Genomic DNA, 22,751 nt, shown 5'->3' with positions numbered 1-22,751 from the left:
ACACAAAAACACCCCATGATGCATCCATGGGAAGAAAACTCACACCACCACCAGAAGCACTCCACAACACTGTCTTCACGCGCCAAGAAGCCATCCAAGCCGGCCTCACACCCGGCCAACTCCGCTCACACCAATACACACGCGTAGCCCCAAGCATCTACTGCCACCGCAACACCACACCCACCCCCACCGCAATCGCCCGCGCCTACAGCAGAAGCCGCCCCCGCATCGTCATCACAGGAATACAAGCAGCCCAACACTACAAACTCCCACTACCCCACTGGATCGAAAACCCCACCACCGACCCAAACACCCCAACACCACGCATCAGCCTCTGGTCACGCACCTGGCGCCGCGACCACCCAGGCCACCACCTCGAATGGAACAAACGACGCCTCAAACCAGGCGACGTCACAACCCTCCCCGACCCCGAATTCCCCACCCACATACACATCACCACCGTCGAACGCACCTGGTTCGACCTCGCCAACATCCTCGACCTCGAAAACATGGTCATCACCCTCGACCACATCATCCGCATCCCCAACCCAAAATACGAAAACCGCGAAAAACCACTCTCCACGCCCGCGAAAATCGCGGCGTTCATCGACGCGCACCCCCACATTCCAGGCATCAGAATCGCGCGAAAAGCACTACGCCTCGCACGCATCGGCGCCGACTCGCCCCAAGAAACCCGCCTACGACTCGCCTGCCGCGAAGCTCAACTGCCCGAACCTGCCGTCAACCGGTGGATCCAAGACCACGACGGACACCCCATCGTGCGCCCCGACCTCACCTGGCCCGAAACGAAAGTAGCGTGCGAATACGACGGCGCAATCCACACAAGCGCAAAGAAACAAGTCACCGACGCGCGCCGCAACGCACTCACAGCCCGGCTCGGATGGAAGCAAATCATCGTCACAGAAAAAGACATATCACCGCAGGAGCGCCTCGGCTGGCTGACCCGGGAACGCCTCACCGCCTGGAACCAACTCAGCAAAAACAAACAGAGGCCGATGCGGCCGCTCGGGGTACGCATCGGGCATTACGGGATCAAACTGCGGGTATGGCAGCCAGCCTCAATGGGGTTGGCGCCGGCGCTGGCGCAGTCACCTGTTATCCGCCAGATCCGTAAAGCGCTCGGCTACGCGTTAGCGGCCTGACACCAACTCCATGATCTGCGCCCCACCCTACCTATCTCTAACCTTCGGCACCGAGTGTGCTGTTATTTCCCCAACAATGACCCAGACATTCACCAAACTCGGTGGCCATCTTCGCGTAGCTGCCGCAAAACTAGCCACCCGGTAGCGTTCAGGCATGCCGTGTTACTCCATTTCTTAACCTTCGGCATCAACATTGTCGTTATCGCCACTTTTGCAGCAGTTAAAGTGCCGAAGATGAAAAATGGTGGGAAAATGTAGGGGTCACACGTACATCCCCCACCACACAGCGAGGACTTCATGACCCGCGGCCTGTACATTTCTGCCACTGCCCCCGGCGCAGCCAAAACGATCATCGCCGTCGGGGTGACCGAACTCCTCCACCGTCGCGCAACCCGCGTCGGCTTCTTCCGCCCCATCACCGAAGCCGACACACCCGAAAACGACACCTCGCTCCAGTACTTCCGCGCCAACTACAGCCTCACCAACGAAAACTCCGGGGTCGGCCTCACCCGCAGCGAAGCACACGAACTCATCGCCTCCGGCCGCACCGAAGAAATCTATACACGCACCCTCGAAACCTACTCAACACTCGCCGCGAACACCGACGTCATCGTCATCGAAGGCACCGACCTCACCGGCCACGACTACGGCAGCGAATTCGAACTCAACGCTCGCCTCGCAAACCACCTCGGCAGCCACATGATCGGGGTCGTCAACGGCTCCAACAAAACCGCCCACGACGTCGCCGAAGCCGTCGACCTCGCACGTGACGCCTTCTACGACGCCAACGTGTCCCTACTGTCCATGATCGTCAACCGCGCCAACCCGGCCCTCCTCGACGACATCCGCACCCAAGTCCGGCCAGGCCGCTCCCACCGCAAGGTCTACGTCATCCCCGAACTCACCGACGTCACCGCACCCACCGTCGAAAACATCGCCAAAGCAACCGACGCGCGCCTCATCGCCGGCACCAACAACCCCGAACGCACCATCAACAACACCATCATCGCCGGCATGAACGTCGGCTACCTACTGGAACGCTACATAGCCGACGACACGTTCCTCATCACACCATCCGACCGCAGCGACGTCCTCCTCGCCGCCGTCGCCGCTTCCCGCACCCTCGACTTCTACTCGACCGCCGGGGTCCTCGTCACCGGGCCGCGCCCCGTCGACTCCGCGGTCTTACCCGTCCTCGCCGAAGCGCCCTTCCCCGTCTACGCGACCGAACAAGGCACCTTCACCACCGCGCAAACCGTCGCGAACATCCACGGCGACATCACCGACAACATCGCCCGCAAAAACGCGGCCGTACTCTCCGCGTGGGAAGAATCCGTCGACGAAGACGAGCTCCTCGCCCGCCTCGAACTGCCCGCCCCCGACGTCGTGACCCCCATCCGGTTCCTCCACCGGCTCATCACCAAAGCCCAACAAGACCGCCGCACCGTCGTGCTCCCCGAGGGGCAAGACGAACGCATCTTACGCGCCGCTGAAATCATCACCCGCCGCAACATTTGCGACCTCATCATCCTCGGCGGCCCAGAAGTCGAGACCCTCGCCCGTGAAAAAGGCATCAACCTCACCGGCGTCACCATCGTCGACCCCGAAACCGACCCGCGCACCGAAGAGTTCGCGCGCGAATTCTACGAACTACGCAAACACAAAGGCATCACCGAACACGATGCGCGCGCCAAAATGTCTGATAAAACGTTCTGGGCCACGATGCTGGTGCACACCGGCGGCGCGGACGGCATGGTCGCAGGAGCGGTTGGCACAACCGCCGACACGATCCGCCCAGCCCTCCAAATCATCAAGACCCGTCCAGGCGCAGACATCGTCTCATCCGTGTTCCTCATGTGCCTGCCGGAGAAAGTCCTCGTCTACGGCGACTGCGCCGTCAACCCCAACCCGACCGCGCAACAACTCGCGTCCATCGCCACCGCATCGGCCGCAACAGCACGCCAATTCGACGTCGACCCGCGCGTCGCGATGCTCTCTTACTCCACCGGAACCTCCGGCAGCGGCGAAGACGTCGACCGTGTCCGTGAAGCAACCGAACTCGTCCACGCCCAAAACCCTGACTTCCCCGTCGAAGGCCCCATCCAATACGACGCCGCCGTCGACGCCAGCATCGCCGCATCCAAACTGCCCGACTCCAACGTTGCAGGCCAAGCCACCGTCCTCATCTTCCCCGACCTCAACACCGGCAACAACACGTACAAAGCCGTGCAACAATCCGCTGGCGCAGTCGCAGTCGGCCCCGTACTCCAAGGACTCAACAAAGCCGTCAACGACCTCTCCCGCGGCACCACCGTCGCCGACATCGTCAACACCGTCGCCATCACGGCGATCCAAGCGCAAAGCCTCACCCCACGCGAGCGCACCCCACACCAAGACGATTAACTTCGGCAACGGGAGTGCTCTAATCCCAGTTAGACTACGATGTGGTGGGCGCCTCGCACATGCGCCTCACCTCAAGACAGCGTGTAGAAGGGTCAGGTTGCGGTGCGTATTCTCGTGATGAATTGGGGTTCTTCGTCCCTCAAATACGTGATCCTCGACCCAGAAACAGGCCACGAAGCGCTTTCTGGGAACGTTGAAGAGATCGGGCTCGGCGGCGTCGACGACCACGGGGAGGCTCTCACCCTCGTCACTGAACACATGCAGCGGGAACTCGGCGACGACCACGGCATCGACGCTGTCGGGCACCGTGTCGTGCACGGGGGAGAAAAATTCTCAGAGCCTACGCTCGTCACCCCGGACGTCATCAAAGAAATCGAAGCGCTCTCCCCGCTCGCACCGCTACACAACCCGGCCGCTGCGTCGGGCCTACGGGCCGTATCCGAACAGTGGCCGGAGCTGCCGCAAGTCGTCGTCTTCGACACCGCGTTCCACCGGACCATGCCAGAAAAAGCCTGGCGATACGCCATCCCCGACGTCCTCTACAAAGAACACGGTGTCCGCCGTTACGGGTTCCACGGCACCAGCCACGAATACGTCGCCAACACCGCCGCCGCAACCCTCGGCATCACTAGTGCTGAATTCAACGGCATCGTCGCCCACCTCGGCAACGGCGCATCCGTCACCGCAATCCGCAACGGCAAGTCCTACGACACCTCGATGGGCTACACCCCGCTCGCGGGCCTGGTAATGGGGACACGGTCAGGCGACCTCGACCCTTCCGTGGTAACGCAACTCATCGAACGCGGCCTCTACACCGCCGACGAGCTGGATATCATGCTGAACAAACGCTCCGGCCTGCTTGGGCTCGCGGGACGTTCACACATGAAAGAAGTGGTCGATGCGGCGGCAACAAACCCCGAAGCGCAGCTCGCGCTCGATGTTGCCGCGTACCGGCTACAGAAATACATCGGCGCCTACCATGTAGCGATCGGCGGAGCAGATTCACTCGTGTTCACCGGCGGCATCGGCGAAAACTCCGCGCCGTTCCGTGACATCGTCTGCAAAGGCCTCGCGCCGCTCGGGATCGAGATCGATGAGAACGCGAACAACAACGCCAGCACAGAACCCACCATCATCTCCACCGAACACTCAACCATTACAGTCATGGTCGTAGCAACCGACGAGGAGGTCGCGATCGCGAAAGCCACCGCCCACCTCCTCTCTAACCTTTAGCAACAAGAGTGTTCCAAAACTACGGTTTAAGGAACCTTCGGCAACGAAATTGCTGAAATAGACTCGCCAACAGGCACGCTGCCACCAAACTGTCGCGTAGCCGTCGTCTCGCTACTGTGCCGCCTGGCAACTGGCCCGCCATCGAATCGCTACCGTGCCGCCTGGCCACTGGCCCGCCAGCGAATCGCTACCATGCCGCCGCCCTGCTGCGGCTCGGCCGCTTCGCCCTCGGCTCGACATCGCGCTGACCCGCATAGCTTTACCGAATAACTACAATTTTTGTGCCGAAGATTAACGTCTGAGGGAAAACAACACTCATAAGGCAAAATGGTGCCTATGCCTCACGTCACTTCCTGCGAGGACGATATAGCGCCTAACACCACCGCTGAGGGCCCGCTACTCGACGTCAAAGACCTCTCCGTCAGTTTCAAAACTCGTCATGGCGAAGTCAACGCGGTCCAAGGCGCCAACCTCACGTTGAAGCCCGGCAGGACGCTCGCGATCGTTGGTGAGTCCGGCTCGGGTAAATCCACCCTCGCGATGGCGGTCATCGGCCTACTCCCCGAGAACGGCTCCATTACGTCCGGTTCGATCCTCTTCGAGGGCGTTGACCTCGCGACCTACTCTGACCACGACTTTCAGCGGCTACGCGGCAACCACATCGGGCTTGTGCCGCAGGATCCGATGTCTAATCTCAACCCGGTGGCGCGGGTCGGTGCGCAGATCGCGGAGACGCTGCTCATCAACAGGGCAGCCACTAAGAGCACGGTTGATGCGCGCGTCCTCGAGCTGATGCGGGAGGCGGGGGTCCCTGACCCTGAGGATAAGGCCCGGCAGTATCCACACGAACTTTCGGGTGGTTTGCGCCAGCGTGTCTTGATCGCTATCGGGCTTGCGTGCCGGCCGCGTCTTTTGATCGCTGATGAGCCGACGTCTGCGCTCGATGTGACCGTGCAGCGGGTCATCCTCGATGAGTTGGACACTTTGACGGCTCAGCAGGGTACGTCGGTGTTGTTGATTACGCATGATCTTGGTCTTGCGGCAGAGCGCGCCGAGGACATCGTGGTGATGCATCGTGGCCGTGTTGTTGAGGCGGGCCCTGCGCGCCAGTTGTTGGAGAGCCCGCAGCACCCTTACACGAGTGAGTTGGTGACGGCGGCGCCGTCGGTCGCTGCGGCACGGTTGGTGCCGGGCGCGTATGCGGGCATGCTTGGTGTTGCTGGGGCTTACGATGCGGTGGCTGGGTCTAGCGCGAGGTCAGGTTCCGGTGGGGCTGATTCGGCGTCGGGGCTTGATGCGGCAGCTGCGGCCGATGCGGCGGCTGTGGCGGATGCTGGTGGCCCGTTGGTTCGTGTTGAGGGGTTGTCGAAGTCGTATCCGAGGCGTGGTGGGCGCGGTGAGGATTTTTTCGCGGCGAAGGATGTTTCGTTTGAGATTCCGCGTGGTTCGACGGTTGCGCTTGTGGGTGAGTCTGGGTCTGGGAAGACGACGACGGCGCGCATGTTGTTGGGGTTGACTGAGCCCTCGAGTGGACGGATTGAGTTTGATGGCCGGGACATGTTGCGTATGGGGAAGGCGGATTGGAGGGGTGTCCGGCGCCGTATGCAACCGATTTTTCAGGACCCTTATTCGTCTTTGAACCCGATGTATACGATTGGCCGCATCATCCGGGAGCCGCTTGACGCCTATAGGGTGGGTTCTTCTAGGCAGCGTCGCGAGAAGGTGCGTTCGTTGATGGATGAGGTTGCGTTGCCGCTCGAGTTGTTGGGGCGTTATCCCTCTGAATTGTCGGGTGGGCAGCGGCAGCGTGTGGCGATTGCGCGCGCTTTGGCGTTGGAGCCGGATCTGATTGTGTGTGATGAGCCGGTGTCGGCGCTCGATGTGTTGGTTCAGGACCAGATTTTGAAGTTGCTGGGACGCTTGCAGGCAGAGAAGGGGCTGTCGTATCTTTTCATTTCGCATGACCTGGCGGTGGTGCGGCTGATTTCGGACTATGTGTGTGTGATGAAGTCGGGTGAACTGGTGGAGGCTGCGTCTTCGGAGGAGATCTTCACGAACCCGCGGCACCCGTATACACGGAAACTGTTGGCGTCCATCCCCGGCAATGTACTCGGCTTTGAGGAAGACCAGGGAGCCTGACCACCCCCGTTAACCACCTTCGGCATCGCTAGTGCTGAAATTCGGCCCCGAGGGGGCCTTTTCTGCACTAGCGATGCCGAAGGTACAAAATTGTCAGTAGAAGTGGACCTTATCGACCACGTTTTTCATCTCTTCACCGGCGAGCCAGGCTTTCGCGTTCTCAATGAACAAGTTCACGACCCTCTCCGGTTCCTTGTTCGACAGCGCGGCGTTGTGCGGGGTGATCATCACTTTCTCGTGTCGCCACAGCGGGCTCTCCGGCGCCAACGGTTCCCGCTCCGTCACATCCAGCGCAGCGAAACTGATCTTCCCCCGATCAAGCACCTCAACCAAAGCTGCCTCATCGATCACCGAGCCGCGCCCCACGTTGACCACAACCGCATCGTCCTTCAACGCGTCCAAAAACTCAGTGTCCACGAGGTGGCGGGTCGCTGACGTGCCGGGTAGCGTCACAACGAGCGCGTCCACCTCGCCCAGCGCGCCGTGCAACTCATCCATCGGGATGACCCTGTCCAACCCGTCAACTGGGCGCCCTGAACGTGAAGCACCCCAGACTCGGGCGCCAACAGCAGAGAACACGGCTGCCGTGCGGGAGCCGATGCCGCCCAAACCTAGGACCAGAACGGTCATATCTGCGAGTGCACGCATCGTCCAGCGAGGCTCCGGCCAATGAGAGTTCCGTTGATCTTCCTGGATGCGGGGCAGGTCTTTCGCGCCGGCGAGGATCCCGAATAGCGCGTACTCGGTGAGGGTTTGCGCGTGGACACCAGCCGATGTGGTGGCGGTGAATGTTTCGAGGCGTTCAGGGCTGATGTTGGCGCGTTTGATTTGTGCCCCGCCGCCGGCCGCGGTGGTGTGAACCCAACGGAGTTTGTCGTTTTTCTCCACGATTTTGCCGAGGAGAGTGCCGGATTCGTCTGGTACTGCGAAGAGTGCGTCGGCAGTTGCGAGGAGCTCTTCGTAGCGTTGTTGTTGCTCTGCGGTGCGGGTGAAGTTCGGGTCACCGGGCCAGTCTCCGGGGTATCGCGCTGGCGGTTGCAGGTCAGGTGCGCTGACGATCTCGCATTCCGGAAGTTCGGTGCTGATGCGGCTGGTGAGCTCTTCGTTCAGCGGGGTTGCGATAACGATGCGGGGGCGCGTTTCCTTCTGCATGCTAGCTCCTGTGGGATGGGGTTTGGTTTGGTTGCCATCCTAGTGCGCGGGCGTGTTGAGCAGCGGTGCGGTCTGCCCCTCGTTTTAATCTTGGGCAACGTAATTGCTGAAATTAATCGTTGCGGGGTTAATAACTGCAATTTTGGTGCCGAAGGTTACATACCTGGTGCCGAAGGTTAGTTAGGGCGTGGGGGTGGGTGCGTCTTGTAGTGCTTGCCGCAGCTCGGCTGGGTAGTTGCCGGTGAGCTCTTCGACCCCTAGATCGAGTAGGTAGTGGGCGTCTTCGAGCGTGTCGACTGTCCACACACGGTGCTTCGTGCCTTGGCGTATCCATCGGCGTACATGTTCTTCATGCGCCCGGATGAACGATACTCCTGGGCCCGCCATGAGTTGAGCAGTTTCATTGAGCATTTTCATCGCAGCGTTTTGTCGCGACCTTTGTAGCTTGGTCAGTCGCTTATTTTCAATGAGCATACATACCTTTTCGGCCCCGCAGACCTCGATCATGCGCCGTACCGAGGTGGGGCTGAAGCTCATAATAGAAGCACTCACGTTGCCGAAGGTTAAAGAGGAGGGGGTGGAGCGGGCCTCCAGGATCGCCAACACCGCTTCATCGAGGGCCGGGTTGTGTGCGGGTGTGTGTTTCACTTCGATCGCTACCTCGATCGGCCGGCCAGCCGCCTCCGCGATATCGAGCAGGTCATCCAACGTCAAGAGCTGCTCGCGTACTCCCCCGTATTCGGCTGGCCAACTCGGGTTCTTCCAGCTGCTGAAGTCCATTCCGCGCAGTTGCGCCAAGCTATGCTCGCTCACCGGACCTGACCCGTTCGATGTCCGCCCGAGTTTCGCGTCGTGATGCACCACAACCTCGCCGTCGGCGGTGAGCCGCACATCGCATTCCAGCCCGTCGGCTCCGTCCTGGATTGCTTGCATGAAGGCAGCGCGAGTGTTTTCGGCATAGCGGCCTGATGATCCGCGGTGAGCAAATATGCGTGGCACGCCTTCAGCCTAGCTTCTTACGCCCTGAGCTGTTAACGATGCGGCGCAGGTGTTTAGATTGGATTGTTCATTTTCATTGAGGAGGATTCCGTGCCGTCCACCCCTGCACTCAACCAACAGCCGCCCAACCAACAGCCGCTCAATCAACAACCGGCCGACAAAGAGCCAACTAGCAAGGAACCCTCCCCGTTCCAGCTCGCTACTAGCCCTAACCTGAGTGCTCCTACCGATGAAGAGCGGCGCCAGGCTCTTCGCAAAATGAAGTTCGTCGCGACGGCACTGCTCGCAATACTGGCTGTGATTTTTGCGGTCGGTTTTGCGTTGCAGGATCGTTTTGTGTGGGCTGGTTATGTTCGTGCTGGCGCTGAGGGCGGCATGGTTGGTGCGTTGGCGGATTGGTTTGCGGTGACGGCCTTGTTTCGTAGGCCGATGGGTTTGCCGATCCCGCATACGGGTTTGATTCCTCGGAAGAAGGATCAGATTGGCGATAGTTTGGGCGCTTTTGTTCGTGAGAATTTCTTGAATGATGAGGTTCTTGAGAAGCGTTTGGCGAATCTTCGTGTTGCGCAGCCGTTGGGTGGCTGGATCGCTGATCGTGAGCGGGCTGAGCAGCTTTCGGGCGAGCTTTTGACGATCGCGTCTGGGCTGATGGAGGTTGTCGCGGATGATGATTTTCAGCGGGTCGCTGAGGGTTTGGTTCGTGAGCATGTGGTTGAGCCGCAGTGGGCTAGCACGGTTGGCATGGTTTTGGGCCGGGTTGTGGATGATCGGCAGCATGTTGCGGCGGTGGAGTCTTTGGTCGATCAAGCGGCTGGGTGGTTGCGGGAGCATCCGGAGGTTGTTCATCGGTTGGTTGCTGATCGGACGCCTGGCTGGTTGCCGTCGCGGGTGGATCGGTTGATCGGTGAGCGTTTGCATCGGGAGTTGGTCAGTGTTTTGGAGGCGGCGCGGTCTGATGCGGCTCACCCTTTGCGTGTGAGTGTGGATGGTTGGTTGGCCTCTGTTGCTGATGGTTTGCAGCGGGATGCTGTGACGCAGGAGCGTTTTGAGGCTTTGAAGGTTTCGTTGGCTTCGGATCCGCGGTTGCGTCAGGTTGCCTCCGATGTGTGGGTTCAGATGAAGCGGTCTGTGTCCGATGCTGCGGCTTCTGTTGATGCGCCGTTGCGTGAGTCTTTGACGCATGGCTTGGTTGATCTTGGCCGGCGGTTGGTTGGTGGCGATCCGTTTGCTGCGAAGGTCGATGTGTGGGCTGTTCAGGCTGCCCGGTGGGCTGCTGTGCGGTATAGGGATAAGGCTGTTGAGCTGATTACGGATACTGTGCGTGATTGGGATGCGTCTCAGGCTACGGATCGTATCGAGCTGATGGTGGGTAGGGATCTTCAGTTCATCCGGATCAACGGTACTGTCGTGGGTTCGTTGGCTGGTGTCGCTATTTTTGCGTTGGCTAGTTTGGTGAGTGCCGGGCTCTCTTAGCGTTGAGTGTGTTCTGTGGCGGGCCGGATGTGGGGTCCCTCTTGGCCGGTCATTCCACCTGGACCGACAGCGCCGCCCTAGCCGGCAGTTCCGTCTGCGAGTGAGAAGTGAATACAGATACAGCAGGGTGGGAACACGGTTTTCGTGTTCCCACCCTGTTGTTGTGCTGGCCTGCTCTAATGGGGCAGGCCGGCTGCCGGGCTAGTCGAGGCCGCCTTATTTATTGCGGCGACGCATGATGATCGTCAGCAGAATCCCCAGGAAGATGAGGCCTACGGCGATCGCGATGGCACCCGCTACTTGCGCACCGGTTGCTGCGAGGGAACCCGAGTCGGCGGAGTCCTCGCTGGCTTCGCTACCTGAATCGCCTGCTGGGTCCTCAGATGCTTCCACCGTCGGGTCCGCGCTTGATTCCTCAGATGGCTTCTCGCTTGGTTCCTCGGATGGGTTCTCAGACGGCGCTTCAGACGGCTTCTCGGAAGGTGCCTCAGAAGGGTTCTCGGAAGGCTTTTCCGATGGGTTCTCGCTCGGTTCCTCGGATGGGTTTTCCGATGGCTCCGGCGACGGCTTCTCGGTCGGCTCGTTCGTTGGCGCCTCTGTCGGTTCTGGTTCCTTTGTCGGTTCTGGCTCCGCTGTCGGTTCCGGGGTCGATGCTGGTGCCGGCATCTTGATGACAGCTTCAGCAGACGCGCTCGCGCCCGCGCCCTTCTCGCCAGCATCGGCCTTGGTTGCGCTGAACGTCGTCACGCTCTTCGCAGCGCGCGCCCCCGCCTTGTTCTTGACGGCGTCGCCGGTGATCGTTGCCTTGTTGACCAGGTCTTCCTGCTTGGCGACATCGGCTTCGGTCACGGTGTATTCAGTGATGCAGATCAGCGACTGCTTCGGCTCAAGCCGCAGCAACGCGTCCTTGACATTCACCTTCTTGCCGTCAATCTGGCATGCGAGGTCCAGCGGAGCCTTACCCTCAACCCACGTGTCAACGAGCCTGACAGGCTGAACCGCGACCTCACCGGAGTTGATACCCGTGATGGTGAACTGAGCGGTCTCACCCGCGCCGAGCTCCGCTTCGCTTACGAGCTTGCCCGTGGCAGGGTCCTTCAGGAGTTTCGTCAGCGACAGCTGAGGGGCCTTCGGTGCCTCAGTAGGCTCCGGCGAAGGCTTCCCCGTCGGTTCCTCGGTCGGCTCAGCCGTTGGCTCACCCGTCGGTTCGTCCGTAGGCTCGCTAGTCGGCTTTGCGGTCGGTTCCTCCGTCGGCTCCGTTGTCGGGGAAGGTTGCTCCGTAGGCTCTTCGGTCGGCTCAGGCACCTCAGTCGGTTCCTCCGTAGGCTCGCTAGTCGGCTCTTCAGTCGGCGAAGGTGCCTCCGTCGGCTCAGCCGTTGGCTCACCCGAAGGCTCCTCGGTCGGTTCCTCCGTCGGCCTCGGTTCCTCCGTCGGCGAAGGCTGCTCAGTCGGCGCCTCCGTCGGCGAAGGCTCCTCGGTCGGCTCCTCCGTCGGTTTAGGTTCCTTCGTCGCTGCCGGCGTGAATTCTGCGGTAGCGGTCACCGTGTCGGCTTCGACGTCGTTGTATCCGCCGCTTGCCTCTGCCGTGTTCACGATTGGCTTGCCAGCGGCAGCATCTTCCTCAGTGACAGTGATGGAACCCGTGCAGGTTGCGGTGTCTTGCGGGTCGAGGAAAATCCGCCCGTTCGCGATGCCTCGACCGTTCCATTCACACGTCAGCTCGGAGCCGCGGTCGGAAAGCATCTGGTCGTTGACCAGAACGTTTTCGACGCTACCGGTACCGGTGGAGGTCACCACGATGCTGTAAGTCACCGTATCGCCAGCGGTAAAGCCTTCGGCTGGCTCATCGAGGATGCTCTTCTCGATCTGCAAAGCGGGCAGGCCAACTGGGGAGGTCGCGGTCGCTTCATCGCTTTCGACGTCCTCGCCGGCAGGGGTCTTGCCCTTCGCGGTCGCGGTGTTGATGATCTCCGTCTTACCGTCCGCCACATCGCCGTCAGTGACGGTGTAGGTCGCGGAGCATTCAGTCTGGCCGTTCGGTGCGAGTGTGTCGTCTTCACAGACGACGTCCTCGCCCGCGTCGGCGAGCATCTGGTCATTGATTTCGATGTCGGAAACAGTCACGTTGCCGGTGTTGCGTACCGTGAACCAGTATTCGATCTCGTCGCCGACCGTGCTGTTGTCGTCACCGTATTCGCCCCACGCTTCTTTGCTTACCTCAAGCTGTGCGTCTGCGGCTGCTGGGATGACTTCCGCGGAGTCAGTTTCCTTGAGGTTTTGTGGCTCACCGGATGCTGGGCGGGTCACGGCCTCAGCAGTCACGGTGTTCTTGAGAGGCTCGCCCGCGTCAATATCTCCTTGCGTCATCCGGTATTCGGACTCACAGTTGAGGGCTTCACCGACGTTCAGCGCGAACTTCTCGTCGTCTGCGTAAACGTAGTCGCCGTCGACCTCGCAATAGAGTTCGAGCGGTTCCTTACCGTCAACCCAGGAACCGGTGAACGCGACGTCGTGAAGGTCAGCTGCACCCGTATTCTCGAGCTTGATGGTGAACTTCGCGGCATCGCCAACGTTCTTCTCAACAGACTTTTCGCCGTCGATGAGGGTCACGAGCTTCATCGACGCGTCCCCGCCTGGCTGCGGCGACGGATCTTCGGTCGGTTCAGGCTCCTCGGTCGGATCCTCAGTAGGCTCAGGCTTCTCGGTCGGCTCAGGCTTGTCAGTCGGCTCCGTCGTCGGCGAAGGCTTCTCGGTTGGTTCAGGCTTTTCGGTTGGCTCCGGCGTTGGCTCCTCGTCGGAGAGGCGGATCACTGCGCTGTCGGTGGCCCTCACGTCCAGTGTCTCCCTTGGCCTCTGTTTGCTACCGAAGTTGTCGAGGTAGTCGTAGGCGCCGCGAACACTGGCCTCGTTGGTGAGGTCTTGTTTCGCATCGACGTCAGCTTGCGTCACAACGTAGGTTGCGGAGCACTTGAAGGATTCGCCCGCCTTCATCTTGACGGTTGTCTTGGTGTTCGGGAAACCCATGTAGGTCTCGCGCAGCGCCTGACCCTTGTACTGGGTGCCATCCGCTTTATAGAACGTGCATGTGTGGGACAGCGGTTCGCGTCCGCTCATCCAGGTGTCGGTGAGGGTTACTCGATCCAGCGTCACGTTGGAGGTGTTTTCACCTTCCGTGGTGAACGTCGCTTTCTTACCGGCCTCCAGGGTCACGCTGTTGGCGCCGTTGACTTTCTTCGTCACCTTGAAACCTAGCTGAGGCTTGATGATGCCGAAGTCGATGCCCGCGTGCCCTGTGGTGCCATTGATGCCGATGGGTCCGGTGTGCCACAGGCCCTGTTCCTGTGGGACAAAGCTGCCAGCGTGGGTGAGTCCGTCGGTGGCTTCCACCGGATAGATGACGACGACGTATGTGCCGTCCGCTACGTCGTTGAAGACGTACTTTCCTGCCCTATCTGACCTCATGGAGGCTACAGCATCTTTGGGTTTAGGCACCCCGGCAGCCTTTGCCAGCGTCCGCATTTCAAACAGTGCCACCTCATAGCCGGATAGCACCTTTTCGCCCTCGTTGCGGGTCTTGTCCTGGTTGACGTCGTTATAGACGGTCCCGGTGATCTGCCGCGGCTTAGCCGCTTGCTTGCTCGTGGCAAGCACGGAGCTGTTGACGGCCTGTTCCGGGGCTGCGTGGCTGGTGACTGCGCCTGTAGCCATCGATCCGATGAGGCCGAATGAAGCGATGAGGGCTAGTACGCCCCGTGCACGTCGTTTGCGACTTGCGCTGCGTGCAGATGTGAGGTGAGGACCCCAGGTCATATGCGCTCCGCTCTAGAACTAGTTAGAGACCCCGCGCCACATAGCTATGCGTAACACCTGCGGGCGGCCGATGTCAGGCCCGCAGACGGTCTCAACCCAGGCTCCAGTACATGTTGACTAAGGCATACTGCACGTGCGGAGCCGCGAGGGCACAGTGGTGGCGCGAGATGGGTGAAATACAACACAAGATTCTACATCGACCGTGGGCCACCAGCACATCCGTGATGGAAGTTAACGGCTCACTTCTCGATCGCTTCCGGGGCCACTTCCAGTGCGTCTCGCGGCTCTGTAGCTTTCACGTCACGCGGCGTGACCGTGGGCATATCGCCGAACAGTTCGTGGGCGGCTCGCACCACGCGGCGGGCAAGAACCCGGTTCGCTACCCCGCCGAATGCCGCGCCTGCCCCGAACGGCATCGCGCGGCCCAGCGCGGACGCGGATTGTCGTTTGGCGAATTTCTTCAGGAACTTTGAATGCAGTTGCTTGCCGAGTGAGGCATATGATCCGCCCGCGCCGATCGCTGTGGCGAAGAAGGTGCGCATCCCGATTTTGCCGCCGGATGCGATAACGCCGGACATGTCTTTGAGGATCTTGATGCCCTCTTCGCCCAGCATGAGGGCCATCACGAGCTCGCCTGCCCGCTCCGGGTCATCCACGGCGACTCCGTGCAGTTCTGCCATGCCTTGCGCATAGAGCGCGGTCGCTTCCAGGTAGCCGATGGCCACACCTGCGGAGAGCCCGAGTGATGCGAGTGTGCCTAGCCCAGGCACGATGGCGGCGGCACCTCCCGCGGCACCCATGGTTGTTACGGTGCGCACATAGTTCACTTCGATGATGCGTGCGAGCTCAGCTGGGGTTGCGGTGGGGTGCTTCTTGCTCAACCGGCGGATGTAGGCGACGACTACCGGCCTCTGCCACCCAACGACGCGTTTGAGGCCTCGTTCGAAACCGTCATTGACCTTGCCGCCATCGGTCACGATGCTGCGGGCGAGCATTTCGGTTGCTTCACGCGGTAGAACTACCTCCGCGCTGCGACGTTGGCGCGCTTTACGGGCGCGGCGCGGCGTCGCTTGAGTACGGGGCGTGTTCTCAGTAGACATGTTCCCAGCCTAACGTGCTGGGCGGGGGCTCTTAGTCACGCTTGAGCGTGATGTCAGCCCACACCATGCGGCGCTCACCGCTCAGGTGATCGGTTGAGCCGTGTTCGTGGTGGTCTCCCGCATCGCTCATCGCGGTTTCAATTCCGGATTCTACGATCTTGGGACCCGCCGTGACCCCAACATAGTCGGAGCGGCTAGCCACTCCGTCCATGCGGGTCGCATACTGGGTTGCGCACATGAAGTCCATGAACGTGCGGATCTGTATCGGCAACGTGTTCTCACACTGCCCAGCAGCCATGGAGGGTTTCGCAACCTCTAGGGATTTCGAATCCATGAGCGTTTCAAGTTCGGCCGATGCGTCTTGACGCATCTGGTCTGCGTCGTTACCCAAGGATGCCTCGTCCGGACCGAGGGCGCCAAGCACAACCGCGCTAGAGGACTTATCCAAGCCGCCGTACTGCCCGGCGTCATCGGTCAGCTCCCGCAACTTAGCGTTGTCGTTGAGGTACATGCTGAGGAAACGCAACTGGTCAAGCCTGCGCACAGGGTCAGCGCCTTCGCCATTGTCCGGGGTGAGGTCTGTTGCGATCACGTGCAGGGTCTCGCCGTCAACTTTCAACGGGATGTCCCACATGCTCGTTGAGTTCAGCGGAAGAACCGACCTCACAAGCTTCGAGTACTTCTCAGTATCGAGGCTGTTGCCCGGTACGTCATCCCAGATCAGGTCATTGAACGTACGGACTTCGTCCTGATCGATGGGGTAACGCGAGTACAGGACCATCGAGCGTTGTCCCTCAAAGTCTCCTGCACCGAAAGCGTCTCCGGGGTCCCCTGTTGTGCCGTTTCCGTTGAGGTCGGCACCGGCCTGCACGCCCGCATTCGTTGTTGCGGAGTAGACGTACTTGTACTCGATCGAGGAAAGTTCCTTGGATCCTGCATCAGCACCCGCATCGGCGTTTGCTTCGGCGCCGTCGGTTTGTGCCTGGCCGAGGTACTGTTCATTGAAGATGTCAGCGACGTGGCTGTCCGTATCGATGTCAGTGACCAGGAGAACATCCGGGCGCGTCTGCTGGACGCTGCGGGCGAGCATCTGAGCGGCGGTGTCGTTACCGCCTTCGAGGCGCTCGGCGAGCGCCCCTTCTCGCTCTTCACTCAGGCCGGCGCTCACGGTAGCTACACGAAGCGATGCTTTGCCGCTGTCTTGTTTTGCGGTGTGCTGCTTTCCGGTGTGCACCATTGAGGCGTTCGCCCCAACGGTAAGCACTTCAGGTTTGAGGTTCAGCGTTGCCGCTGTTGCTTGTGGGGCGACGCCCAGCGTGATGCCGAACAGGGCCGCTGCGGCGGCCGCATAGAAACGTCGCATACTTCCACGGTAGAAGGTTTCGGCTCAGATGCAAGAAAAACTAAGACTGCACAGGGTGTTCACAGTTTGATTGTTATCGGCGTTTTGCCTTGCAATCGCGCCGATCTGGCGTGTTCAATCCCGCGCGACGTAACCTGAAGGGGTGGTTATCGGTATCTAATCGTGACCATTCCGTGACCTGAAGTCTCGTTGTTCGGAGGACTAAGCATGCACCGCTTCCGCAACAGTCGCGTCTCTGATGTGAAGATTGACTGGCCGGCACTCAAGGACATCCTGGTTGATGCCGGCTACGCCTCGCGCCCTGTGGGTGTTTTGTTCGCGGATCATTTTCACGCGAATGCCGAAAGCCTTGTCAAGCGTCTCAAGAAGGCTTCCACTCTGCGCAGTAACATCCGCACTAACACCGGCACTAACACCGGCTTGTCCCCTACGGTTCGGGTTGCGAGTAAGTCGCTGCGCATCCGTAAGGCGCTCGATGCCGCACTGCAGACTCCTGGTTTCGCTGGGATTCTGGGTTTCACGCTGGCGGAAGCCGTGTGGCTTGCCGAAAAGGGTTATCAGGACATCGTGGTTGCGTACCCGAGCGTGAATGCCGAAGCGATTGCGGCGTGGACGGCGAGCGAGGCCGCGCTGCAGCACGTGACCCTCATGGTCGATGATCCGCAGCAGCTGGAGATTATCGATCACCTCGCCCCCGGCCATCCGGACCTCAAGGTCGCTATAGAGCTCGATGCGGCTTACCGTCCCGTACGCGGCGTCATGGTGGGTGCGGCACGTTCGCCGCTATCCAGCCCGGAGGAGGTGGCCAGGCTGGCGGCCCACATCGTGGGCAGGAAGGGTTTCACGCTGGATGGGCTCATGGCCTACGAGGGGCAGATCGCAGGCGAGGCGAACGCGGGGAGCTCGCCGCGGCAAGTGATCTTGCGGCGCATCCAGACGGCTTCCGCGAAAGAGATCGCGCAACGGCGTGCTGAAACCGTCGATGCTGTCTCCGAGATCGCTCCGTTGCGTTTCGTCAACGGCGGCGGGACCGGTTCGATCGAGACCACCGGGACCGAAGCTGCCATCACGGAGGTAGCGGCAGGCTCCGGGCTCATCGGCCCCGGTCTATTCGACCACTACACCGCTTTCAAACCAGCGCCGGCCCTCGCGTTCGGGATGGATGTTGTACGCCGCCCCAACAAGAACACCGCAACAGTGCTCGGCGGGGGCTGGGTCGCCTCCGGGCCGCCCGGTCCAAGCCGGCTACCGAGGGTCGCGTGGCCACCCAACGTCACCTACCGCGCAACTGAAGGTCCCGGTGAAGTGCAGACCCCGCTCACCGGACGAGGCGCTCGCGGCCTTGCAATCGGCGATGTCGTGTGGTTTCGGCACGCGAAAGCCGGCGAAGTATCGGAACGCCTCAACAGCGTTGTAGTCATCTCAGGCTCAGAAGTCATCGACGAATGGCCCACCTACCGTGGCGAAGGGAAAGCATTCCTATGAAAACCAATCCCCACACCAAAAAGGCCGGCACCCGCGCCAGCCGGGCCAGCGCCCGCGCTTCCAACAAGACCGCCCGCGCCGTAACCCGAGGTAAAGAGTGGACCAACTGGTGCCGCCTCTACCGCAGCGAACCAGCCGAGGTTTTCACCCCGCGTGATGAAGCCGAGCTCGCGGCACTGCTGGTGCGCGCCTCAGAAGAGAAACGCACCGTCCGCCCTGTGGGTGGAAGCCACTCCTTCACCCCGCTAGCGCACACCGACGAGATCCTGCTCGACATGCGGAACTTCCACGGCCTCTACGCAGTCGACCCACTGGGCGGGACCGTAGCGCTCGGCGCCGGAACCCACTTGTGGGAGCTACCAGCCCTACTGGAACCTTATGGGCTCGCGTTAGCGAACATGGGAGACATCGACCGGCAAACCATCGGCGGCGCACTGTCAACCTCAACCCACGGCACCGGCCTCGGATTCACCGGCTACGCGGGCATGATCCGTGCACTGCGCATCGCGCTACCAACCGGGCAGATCGTCACCGCGTCCCCCACCCAAAACGCTGAGCTTTTCGAGGCCGCACGCGTGGGTCTCGGCGCGCTCGGCGTCATCATCCACGCAACCCTCGCCGTCGTGCCCGCGTTCATCCTGCATGCAGAGGAACGGCCCGTGCCGCTGGCCGACACGCTCGAGAACTTCGTTGAGCTCTCCCGCGAACGCGACCACGTCGAGTTCTACTGGTTTCAGCACACTGACGTCGTGGCCCGCAAAATCAACCGCCGCTCCCCCGGCCTCGAAGGCGATAAACCGCTGTCTTCGTTCAAACACTGGCTCGGGGACGAACTGCTCAACAACGGCGGGCACCGCGCCATCTGCGAGCTCGGCAGGTTCGCGCCGAAAACCGTTCCGGCGCTCAATAAACTCGCGGCACGCACGATGGGCAACCGCAGTTTCGCTGACACCTCCCATAAGGTCTTTGTCTCGCCACGGCGCACACGGTTCCGCGAAATGGAATACGCAATCGACATTGCCGACTATCACGAGGTTTTCAGCGAAGTGGTCCGCGCCGTCAACGCGTTCCCGGAAGGGATCACATTCCCGCTGGAAGTCCGGACTGCCAAAGGCGATGACGTGTGGCTTTCAACCGCTCACGGCCGCGACTCCGTCTACATCGCGGTTCACCGCTTCTACCGCGAAGACCACAGAAAATACTTCGCCGTGCTCGAAGACATCTTCAAAGCCGCCGGCGGGCGCCCCCACTGGGGCAAACTCCACACCCTCGGGCCAGAGGACCTCCACGAGCGCTACCCACATTTCGGCGACTGGCTCACCGTCCGCAAACAAGTAGACCCCAACGGGGTGCTCCTCAACAGCCACTTGTCCACGATGCTCGGGGTGTGAACGTGCTCAGGGTGTGAACACACGCGAGCTTCAAAAACACATCAGCCTCGGAGCTGACGCATCGACGGCGTACCGTCTGCTCAGTTCCGAGGCTGATCTTTGTGTGGGCCCACCGGGGATCGAACCCGGGACCAACGGATTAAAAGTCCGGTGCTCTGCCAGCTGAGCTATAGGCCCCAGCTCCCTATCGTAAACGACACCACCGCAGTTTCCCTAACCCGCCCGTCACGATCGCTGCCTCCTGCCCCCGCCACCGGCACCAACCCGGCCGCGATCGCGCGTGTTCCTACACTGGAGGGGATGAGTTTTTCGGCGCGCACCCACCACAAGCCAGCCGTGATGCCTCCCGAGCTGTTGGATCGTGAGGCGCCCGGCTCGGATCCGGCACATCATTCCGAGGCGGCACACCTGACTGCCCACGCTATCGTGCATCAGGGCCGTTCGGGGGTTGAGCCGGAGGTTCTGGACCGCCTCATCAAGCTCGCGGACTCGGATGGTCTGCTTGAGCTCGCCGAACTGTGGTCGGCCTCCCCTGCCGTTTCGCTGCCGGGTACGTTGTGGCGGCTGTATGTGCTGCGCCGGGCTGTCATGAACGATGCGCACCGCTGGTCCGCGCTGTTCCGCGCCGGTATGTCTGTGGATGACGTCACGGTTGTGGTTGCCGGGGTCGCGGACCCGCCGGGGCCTACCGAGGTGGTCGAGGTCACCACCGCGATCCTCACGGGCGCCTATACGGGAGACTTCGCCGTCGCGCTCGAGCGCGCCGCCGCGTTCTGCCGGCTCGTCGCCGCCGGGCAGGCAGCCCACGCCGACAGCGCCGAGGCGCACGCAACACAGCATGCCCGCGCACTCACTGAAAGTTCGCGACGCTTAGCTTCCACCGCGTCGGACCTCGTCGCCTCAGCTGAAATGTGGCGCCGCAACCAACTCGAATAGCCCCGCCGCGGCCACACCAACCTGGCGCAAGGACTACCGGTATCCCCGCAGCGCTTGACGAGCACCCGGCCCCGTCTGCCACACTGGAGGGGACACCGGGCCGCAGGAGGCCCCGGGCTCCAAATATCTGCCGCTTCGAGCGGCCTTCCGCCGAGAGGCGCCCCCGGCCCGGTGTCTTTCAAATCCTGGCTTCTGTCAACGTCCGGGATCTTTGTCGCCGCACATTAGTTCGCGCATCGCTGCCTGCGCAGATCCCCCGCCGCTCAACGCGTTTGTCTGTTAACCTTCACTCATTAGACTGCCAGCTGTAACGTCCCCTTTGAGAATGAGGTTTCCGTGCGTTTGCGGCTGTTTCCTTCTGAGGCTCGAAGCCTCAAGTTGCTGGCCGGCATGTCTGAGCTGTTATACGAGGCCATCGGTTCGGCCGCCCAACTCATCTCTGCGCCTGCAACGGAACGGACCGCTTTGCGTGAAGCGATCAAGGAAAACCTGAACGAGGTTGATGACAAAACCTATACATTGCTCACGCATTTGCGTACCTCGTTCATCAACCCGTTGCCTCGGGAAGACCTGTTCACGTTCTCTCGCCACCTTCGCGCATCCATCGGTGCTGTCTCTAATGCGGCGGGCCTCATCCCGGATGCGATCCCGATGCGTTCAACGTCGCTGCCTGAGCTTCTTGAGCTTCTGGGCCAGCAAGCCAAAGTGTTACGGAAAGTTTTCGCGCATCTGGCGCAGCTGGACAACGTCGAAGACGATTGGCTGGACCTCATGGGGCTCACGACCCGCGGCCGCCACACGATCCGTACCTGGAAACTCGAAATCAGCGAAACCACTCGCGTACAGACCGCTTTGTCTCAAACCATGTTGCTCGATGACGTGCGTGAAGCCCAGTACGAACTGATTCAGGCGATGAACCATCTTGGGACCATCCTGGTCAAGGAATCGTAAATGGGTTTCCTTTTGGTGTGTGCGTGCCTGCTGTGGGCTTTGGTCACGTTCCTCAACGGTTTCCATGACGCGTCCAACGCTGTTGCGACCTCGGTGCGTACACGTGCTTTGACCCCTGGTATCGCAACGATTGTTGTGGCCGGTTTCGCTGCGGCCGGCACGTTTCTCTCGACGGGGCTGGGGATCGCGTTTCAAGACCAATTCGAGCTGGCTTTGGCGCCCGGTCCTGCGGGCCTCGTGATGGCGATGGCGGCGCTGGCATCGGCGGCTATGTGGGCTTTGTTCACGTGGTGGCGTGGACAACCGACCTCCCAAACCCACGGGATGTACGGCGGGCTTGTAGGCGCCTTGGTAGCGGCGATAACGATGGGCCACATGGAGAACACGGGCGTGTGGCTGACCTTGTTGTTGGCGATCCTTATTCCGCTTGCGGTCACGGTGCTTGTTGCGCCACTGTTGTCGATACTGATCATGATCCCGGCGGCGTGGCTCATGCGGTATCAGACACCGAAATCTGCTGACCGGATTGGCCGGGTTTCCCAGGCGATCGCGACCGCTGCGGTGGCGTTCGCTCACGGGCTGCAGGACGGCCAGCGTTTGGCTGTCTTCCTGCTTGTTATGACCGCTACCGCCGGATTAGATTTCGATTACGGTGACATGCATGGTTTCGAGATCATCACCGCGGTGATCCTGGGTGCGGGAATGCTTGTGGGAGGTTGGCGCATAACCTATACCCTCTCAACGCGGCTCGTGCAGCTGGACCCGTTGCGGGCAGGCATGGCGAAAGTTTCTTCTTCCCTGCTCGTGTTCTTCGGTTCGATCGCCTTCCACTTACCGATCTCTTCAACCCAGTCCGTCACAACTTCGCTACTCGGTGCCGGCCTCACACAACGTCACATGACCGTGAATCAGCGCCGCGCCGTTGAAGTCGCGGCTTACTGGCTCATGACACCGGTGGTGACCTTCCTCGTCAGCGCCGTCCTGTACCTCGCCGCGTCCCCACTCATCGGGTAGCGCACCGCTGCCCCGCCTTGCGCAGCGGCCAGCCTGCGCCGCGGCCAACCCGTCCAGCACCCAGCCAGCACATCTTCCGCTTAAACAGCGATGGTGGCGCCCGCTGTCTGCAGGCGCCACCATCGTGGTGTGGCTATTG

Annotated in this window: 15 protein-coding genes and 1 tRNA gene; 10 read left to right on the top strand and 6 right to left on the bottom strand. The window is 61.1% G+C overall.

The window, feature by feature from the left end; genetic code table 11:
- Positions 1–26: 26 nt before the first annotated feature.
- The 4 genes from MHJ63_RS00160 (at position 27) to MHJ63_RS00145 (ending at position 6,938) form a co-directional block, all read left to right on the top strand.
- Positions 27–1,163: a hypothetical protein gene (locus MHJ63_RS00160; protein WP_239445771.1), complete on the top strand. Its 1,137-nt coding sequence runs from the start codon at positions 27–29 to the stop codon at positions 1,161–1,163.
- Between the two features lie 297 nt (positions 1,164–1,460).
- Complete coding sequence (gene pta / locus MHJ63_RS00155) at positions 1,461–3,566, top strand: phosphate acetyltransferase (protein ID WP_239445770.1); 2,106 nt, start codon at positions 1,461–1,463, stop codon at positions 3,564–3,566.
- A 102-nt stretch (positions 3,567–3,668) separates the two neighbouring features.
- Positions 3,669–4,799 carry an acetate/propionate family kinase gene (locus MHJ63_RS00150; protein WP_070490835.1) on the top strand — a complete coding sequence of 377 codons (1,131 nt, stop codon included), beginning with the start codon at positions 3,669–3,671 and terminating at the stop codon, positions 4,797–4,799.
- Between the two features lie 336 nt (positions 4,800–5,135).
- Positions 5,136–6,938 carry a dipeptide ABC transporter ATP-binding protein gene (locus MHJ63_RS00145; RefSeq protein WP_239445769.1) on the top strand — a complete coding sequence of 601 codons (1,803 nt, stop codon included), beginning with the start codon at positions 5,136–5,138 and terminating at the stop codon, positions 6,936–6,938.
- Positions 6,939–7,031: 93 nt separating this feature from the next.
- Here MHJ63_RS00145 and MHJ63_RS00140 read toward each other — a convergent pair whose 3' ends face one another.
- Entirely contained in the window at positions 7,032–8,090 is a 1,059-nt protein-coding gene (locus MHJ63_RS00140) for a D-2-hydroxyacid dehydrogenase (protein WP_239445768.1), read from the bottom strand.
- A gap of 180 nt (positions 8,091–8,270) precedes the next feature.
- Positions 8,271–9,089 carry a glycerophosphodiester phosphodiesterase gene (locus MHJ63_RS00135; protein ID WP_035757310.1) on the bottom strand — a complete coding sequence of 273 codons (819 nt, stop codon included), beginning with the start codon at positions 9,087–9,089 and terminating at the stop codon, positions 8,271–8,273.
- A 90-nt stretch (positions 9,090–9,179) separates the two neighbouring features.
- Here MHJ63_RS00135 and MHJ63_RS00130 point away from each other — a divergent pair, with 90 nt between their 5' ends.
- Positions 9,180–10,562 (top strand): DUF445 domain-containing protein, encoded by a 1,383-nt coding sequence (locus MHJ63_RS00130; RefSeq protein ID WP_239445767.1) that lies wholly within the window; start codon positions 9,180–9,182, stop codon positions 10,560–10,562.
- Positions 10,563–10,778: 216 nt separating this feature from the next.
- On the opposite strand, the gene MHJ63_RS00125 is transcribed toward MHJ63_RS00130, so the two are convergent.
- The 3 genes from MHJ63_RS00125 to MHJ63_RS00115 form a co-directional block, all read right to left on the bottom strand.
- Complete coding sequence (locus MHJ63_RS00125; protein WP_239445766.1) at positions 10,779–14,372, bottom strand: DUF7507 domain-containing protein; 3,594 nt, start codon at positions 14,370–14,372, stop codon at positions 10,779–10,781.
- Positions 14,373–14,611: 239 nt separating this feature from the next.
- Positions 14,612–15,472, bottom strand: a complete 861-nt coding sequence (locus MHJ63_RS00120; protein ID WP_052048611.1) for a hypothetical protein — start codon at positions 15,470–15,472, stop codon at positions 14,612–14,614.
- A 31-nt stretch (positions 15,473–15,503) separates the two neighbouring features.
- Positions 15,504–16,835 carry an endonuclease/exonuclease/phosphatase family protein gene (locus MHJ63_RS00115; RefSeq protein ID WP_239445765.1) on the bottom strand — a complete coding sequence of 444 codons (1,332 nt, stop codon included), beginning with the start codon at positions 16,833–16,835 and terminating at the stop codon, positions 15,504–15,506.
- Positions 16,836–17,042: 207 nt separating this feature from the next.
- On the opposite strand from MHJ63_RS00115, the gene MHJ63_RS00110 reads away from it, so the two are divergent.
- Positions 17,043–18,320, top strand: coding sequence for a type III PLP-dependent enzyme domain-containing protein (locus MHJ63_RS00110; protein ID WP_239445764.1), 1,278 nt, complete (start codon positions 17,043–17,045; stop codon positions 18,318–18,320).
- Positions 18,317–19,711, top strand: a complete 1,395-nt coding sequence (locus MHJ63_RS00105; RefSeq protein WP_239445763.1) for a D-arabinono-1,4-lactone oxidase — start codon at positions 18,317–18,319, stop codon at positions 19,709–19,711. The genes MHJ63_RS00110 and MHJ63_RS00105 overlap by 4 nt, the downstream gene beginning before the upstream one ends.
- 104 nt (positions 19,712–19,815) lie before the next feature.
- On the opposite strand, the gene MHJ63_RS00100 is transcribed toward MHJ63_RS00105, so the two are convergent.
- A tRNA-Lys gene (locus tag MHJ63_RS00100) sits at positions 19,816–19,888 on the bottom strand.
- 123 nt (positions 19,889–20,011) lie between these two features.
- Between MHJ63_RS00100 and MHJ63_RS00095 the strand changes: the two genes are divergently transcribed.
- The 3 genes from MHJ63_RS00095 to MHJ63_RS00085 all read left to right on the top strand — a co-directional run bounded on the left by MHJ63_RS00095 (position 20,012) and on the right by MHJ63_RS00085 (position 22,612).
- Positions 20,012–20,647, top strand: coding sequence for a hypothetical protein (locus MHJ63_RS00095; protein ID WP_239445762.1), 636 nt, complete (start codon positions 20,012–20,014; stop codon positions 20,645–20,647).
- A gap of 390 nt (positions 20,648–21,037) precedes the next feature.
- Positions 21,038–21,598: a hypothetical protein gene (locus MHJ63_RS00090; RefSeq protein WP_141739798.1), complete on the top strand. Its 561-nt coding sequence runs from the start codon at positions 21,038–21,040 to the stop codon at positions 21,596–21,598.
- On the top strand, positions 21,599–22,612 hold the full coding sequence (locus MHJ63_RS00085; protein ID WP_052048605.1) for an inorganic phosphate transporter: 1,014 nt from the start codon (positions 21,599–21,601) through the stop codon (positions 22,610–22,612). It abuts the gene before it with no gap.
- Positions 22,613–22,751 lie beyond the last annotated feature (139 nt).

Source organism: Pseudoglutamicibacter albus, assembly GCF_022346425.1.
Taxonomy (GTDB): Bacteria; Actinomycetota; Actinomycetes; order Actinomycetales; family Micrococcaceae; genus Pseudoglutamicibacter; species Pseudoglutamicibacter albus.
The sequence above is the reverse complement of the archived record's forward strand: the minus strand, read 5'-3'. Positions and strand labels throughout refer to the sequence as shown.

What these genes read in the sequence shown, in the direction of transcription:
- MHJ63_RS00110 (WP_239445764.1), top strand. Translation starts at nt 17,043, where the DNA reads ATGCACCGCTTCCGCAACAGTCGCGTCTCTGATGTGAAGATTGACTGG.
- MHJ63_RS00085 (WP_052048605.1), top strand. Translation starts at nt 21,599, where the DNA reads ATGGGTTTCCTTTTGGTGTGTGCGTGCCTGCTGTGGGCTTTGGTCACG.
- MHJ63_RS00160 (WP_239445771.1), top strand. Translation starts at nt 27, where the DNA reads ATGGGAAGAAAACTCACACCACCACCAGAAGCACTCCACAACACTGTC.
- MHJ63_RS00140 (WP_239445768.1), bottom strand. Translation starts at nt 8,090, where the DNA reads ATGCAGAAGGAAACGCGCCCCCGCATCGTTATCGCAACCCCGCTGAAC.
- pta (WP_239445770.1), top strand. Translation starts at nt 1,461, where the DNA reads ATGACCCGCGGCCTGTACATTTCTGCCACTGCCCCCGGCGCAGCCAAA.
- MHJ63_RS00125 (WP_239445766.1), bottom strand. Translation starts at nt 14,372, where the DNA reads ATGACCTGGGGTCCTCACCTCACATCTGCACGCAGCGCAAGTCGCAAA.
- MHJ63_RS00105 (WP_239445763.1), top strand. Translation starts at nt 18,317, where the DNA reads ATGAAAACCAATCCCCACACCAAAAAGGCCGGCACCCGCGCCAGCCGG.
- MHJ63_RS00090 (WP_141739798.1), top strand. Translation starts at nt 21,038, where the DNA reads ATGTCTGAGCTGTTATACGAGGCCATCGGTTCGGCCGCCCAACTCATC.
- MHJ63_RS00115 (WP_239445765.1), bottom strand. Translation starts at nt 16,835, where the DNA reads ATGCGACGTTTCTATGCGGCCGCCGCAGCGGCCCTGTTCGGCATCACG.
- MHJ63_RS00145 (WP_239445769.1), top strand. Translation starts at nt 5,136, where the DNA reads ATGCCTCACGTCACTTCCTGCGAGGACGATATAGCGCCTAACACCACC.
- MHJ63_RS00095 (WP_239445762.1), top strand. Translation starts at nt 20,012, where the DNA reads ATGAGTTTTTCGGCGCGCACCCACCACAAGCCAGCCGTGATGCCTCCC.
- MHJ63_RS00120 (WP_052048611.1), bottom strand. Translation starts at nt 15,472, where the DNA reads ATGTCTACTGAGAACACGCCCCGTACTCAAGCGACGCCGCGCCGCGCC.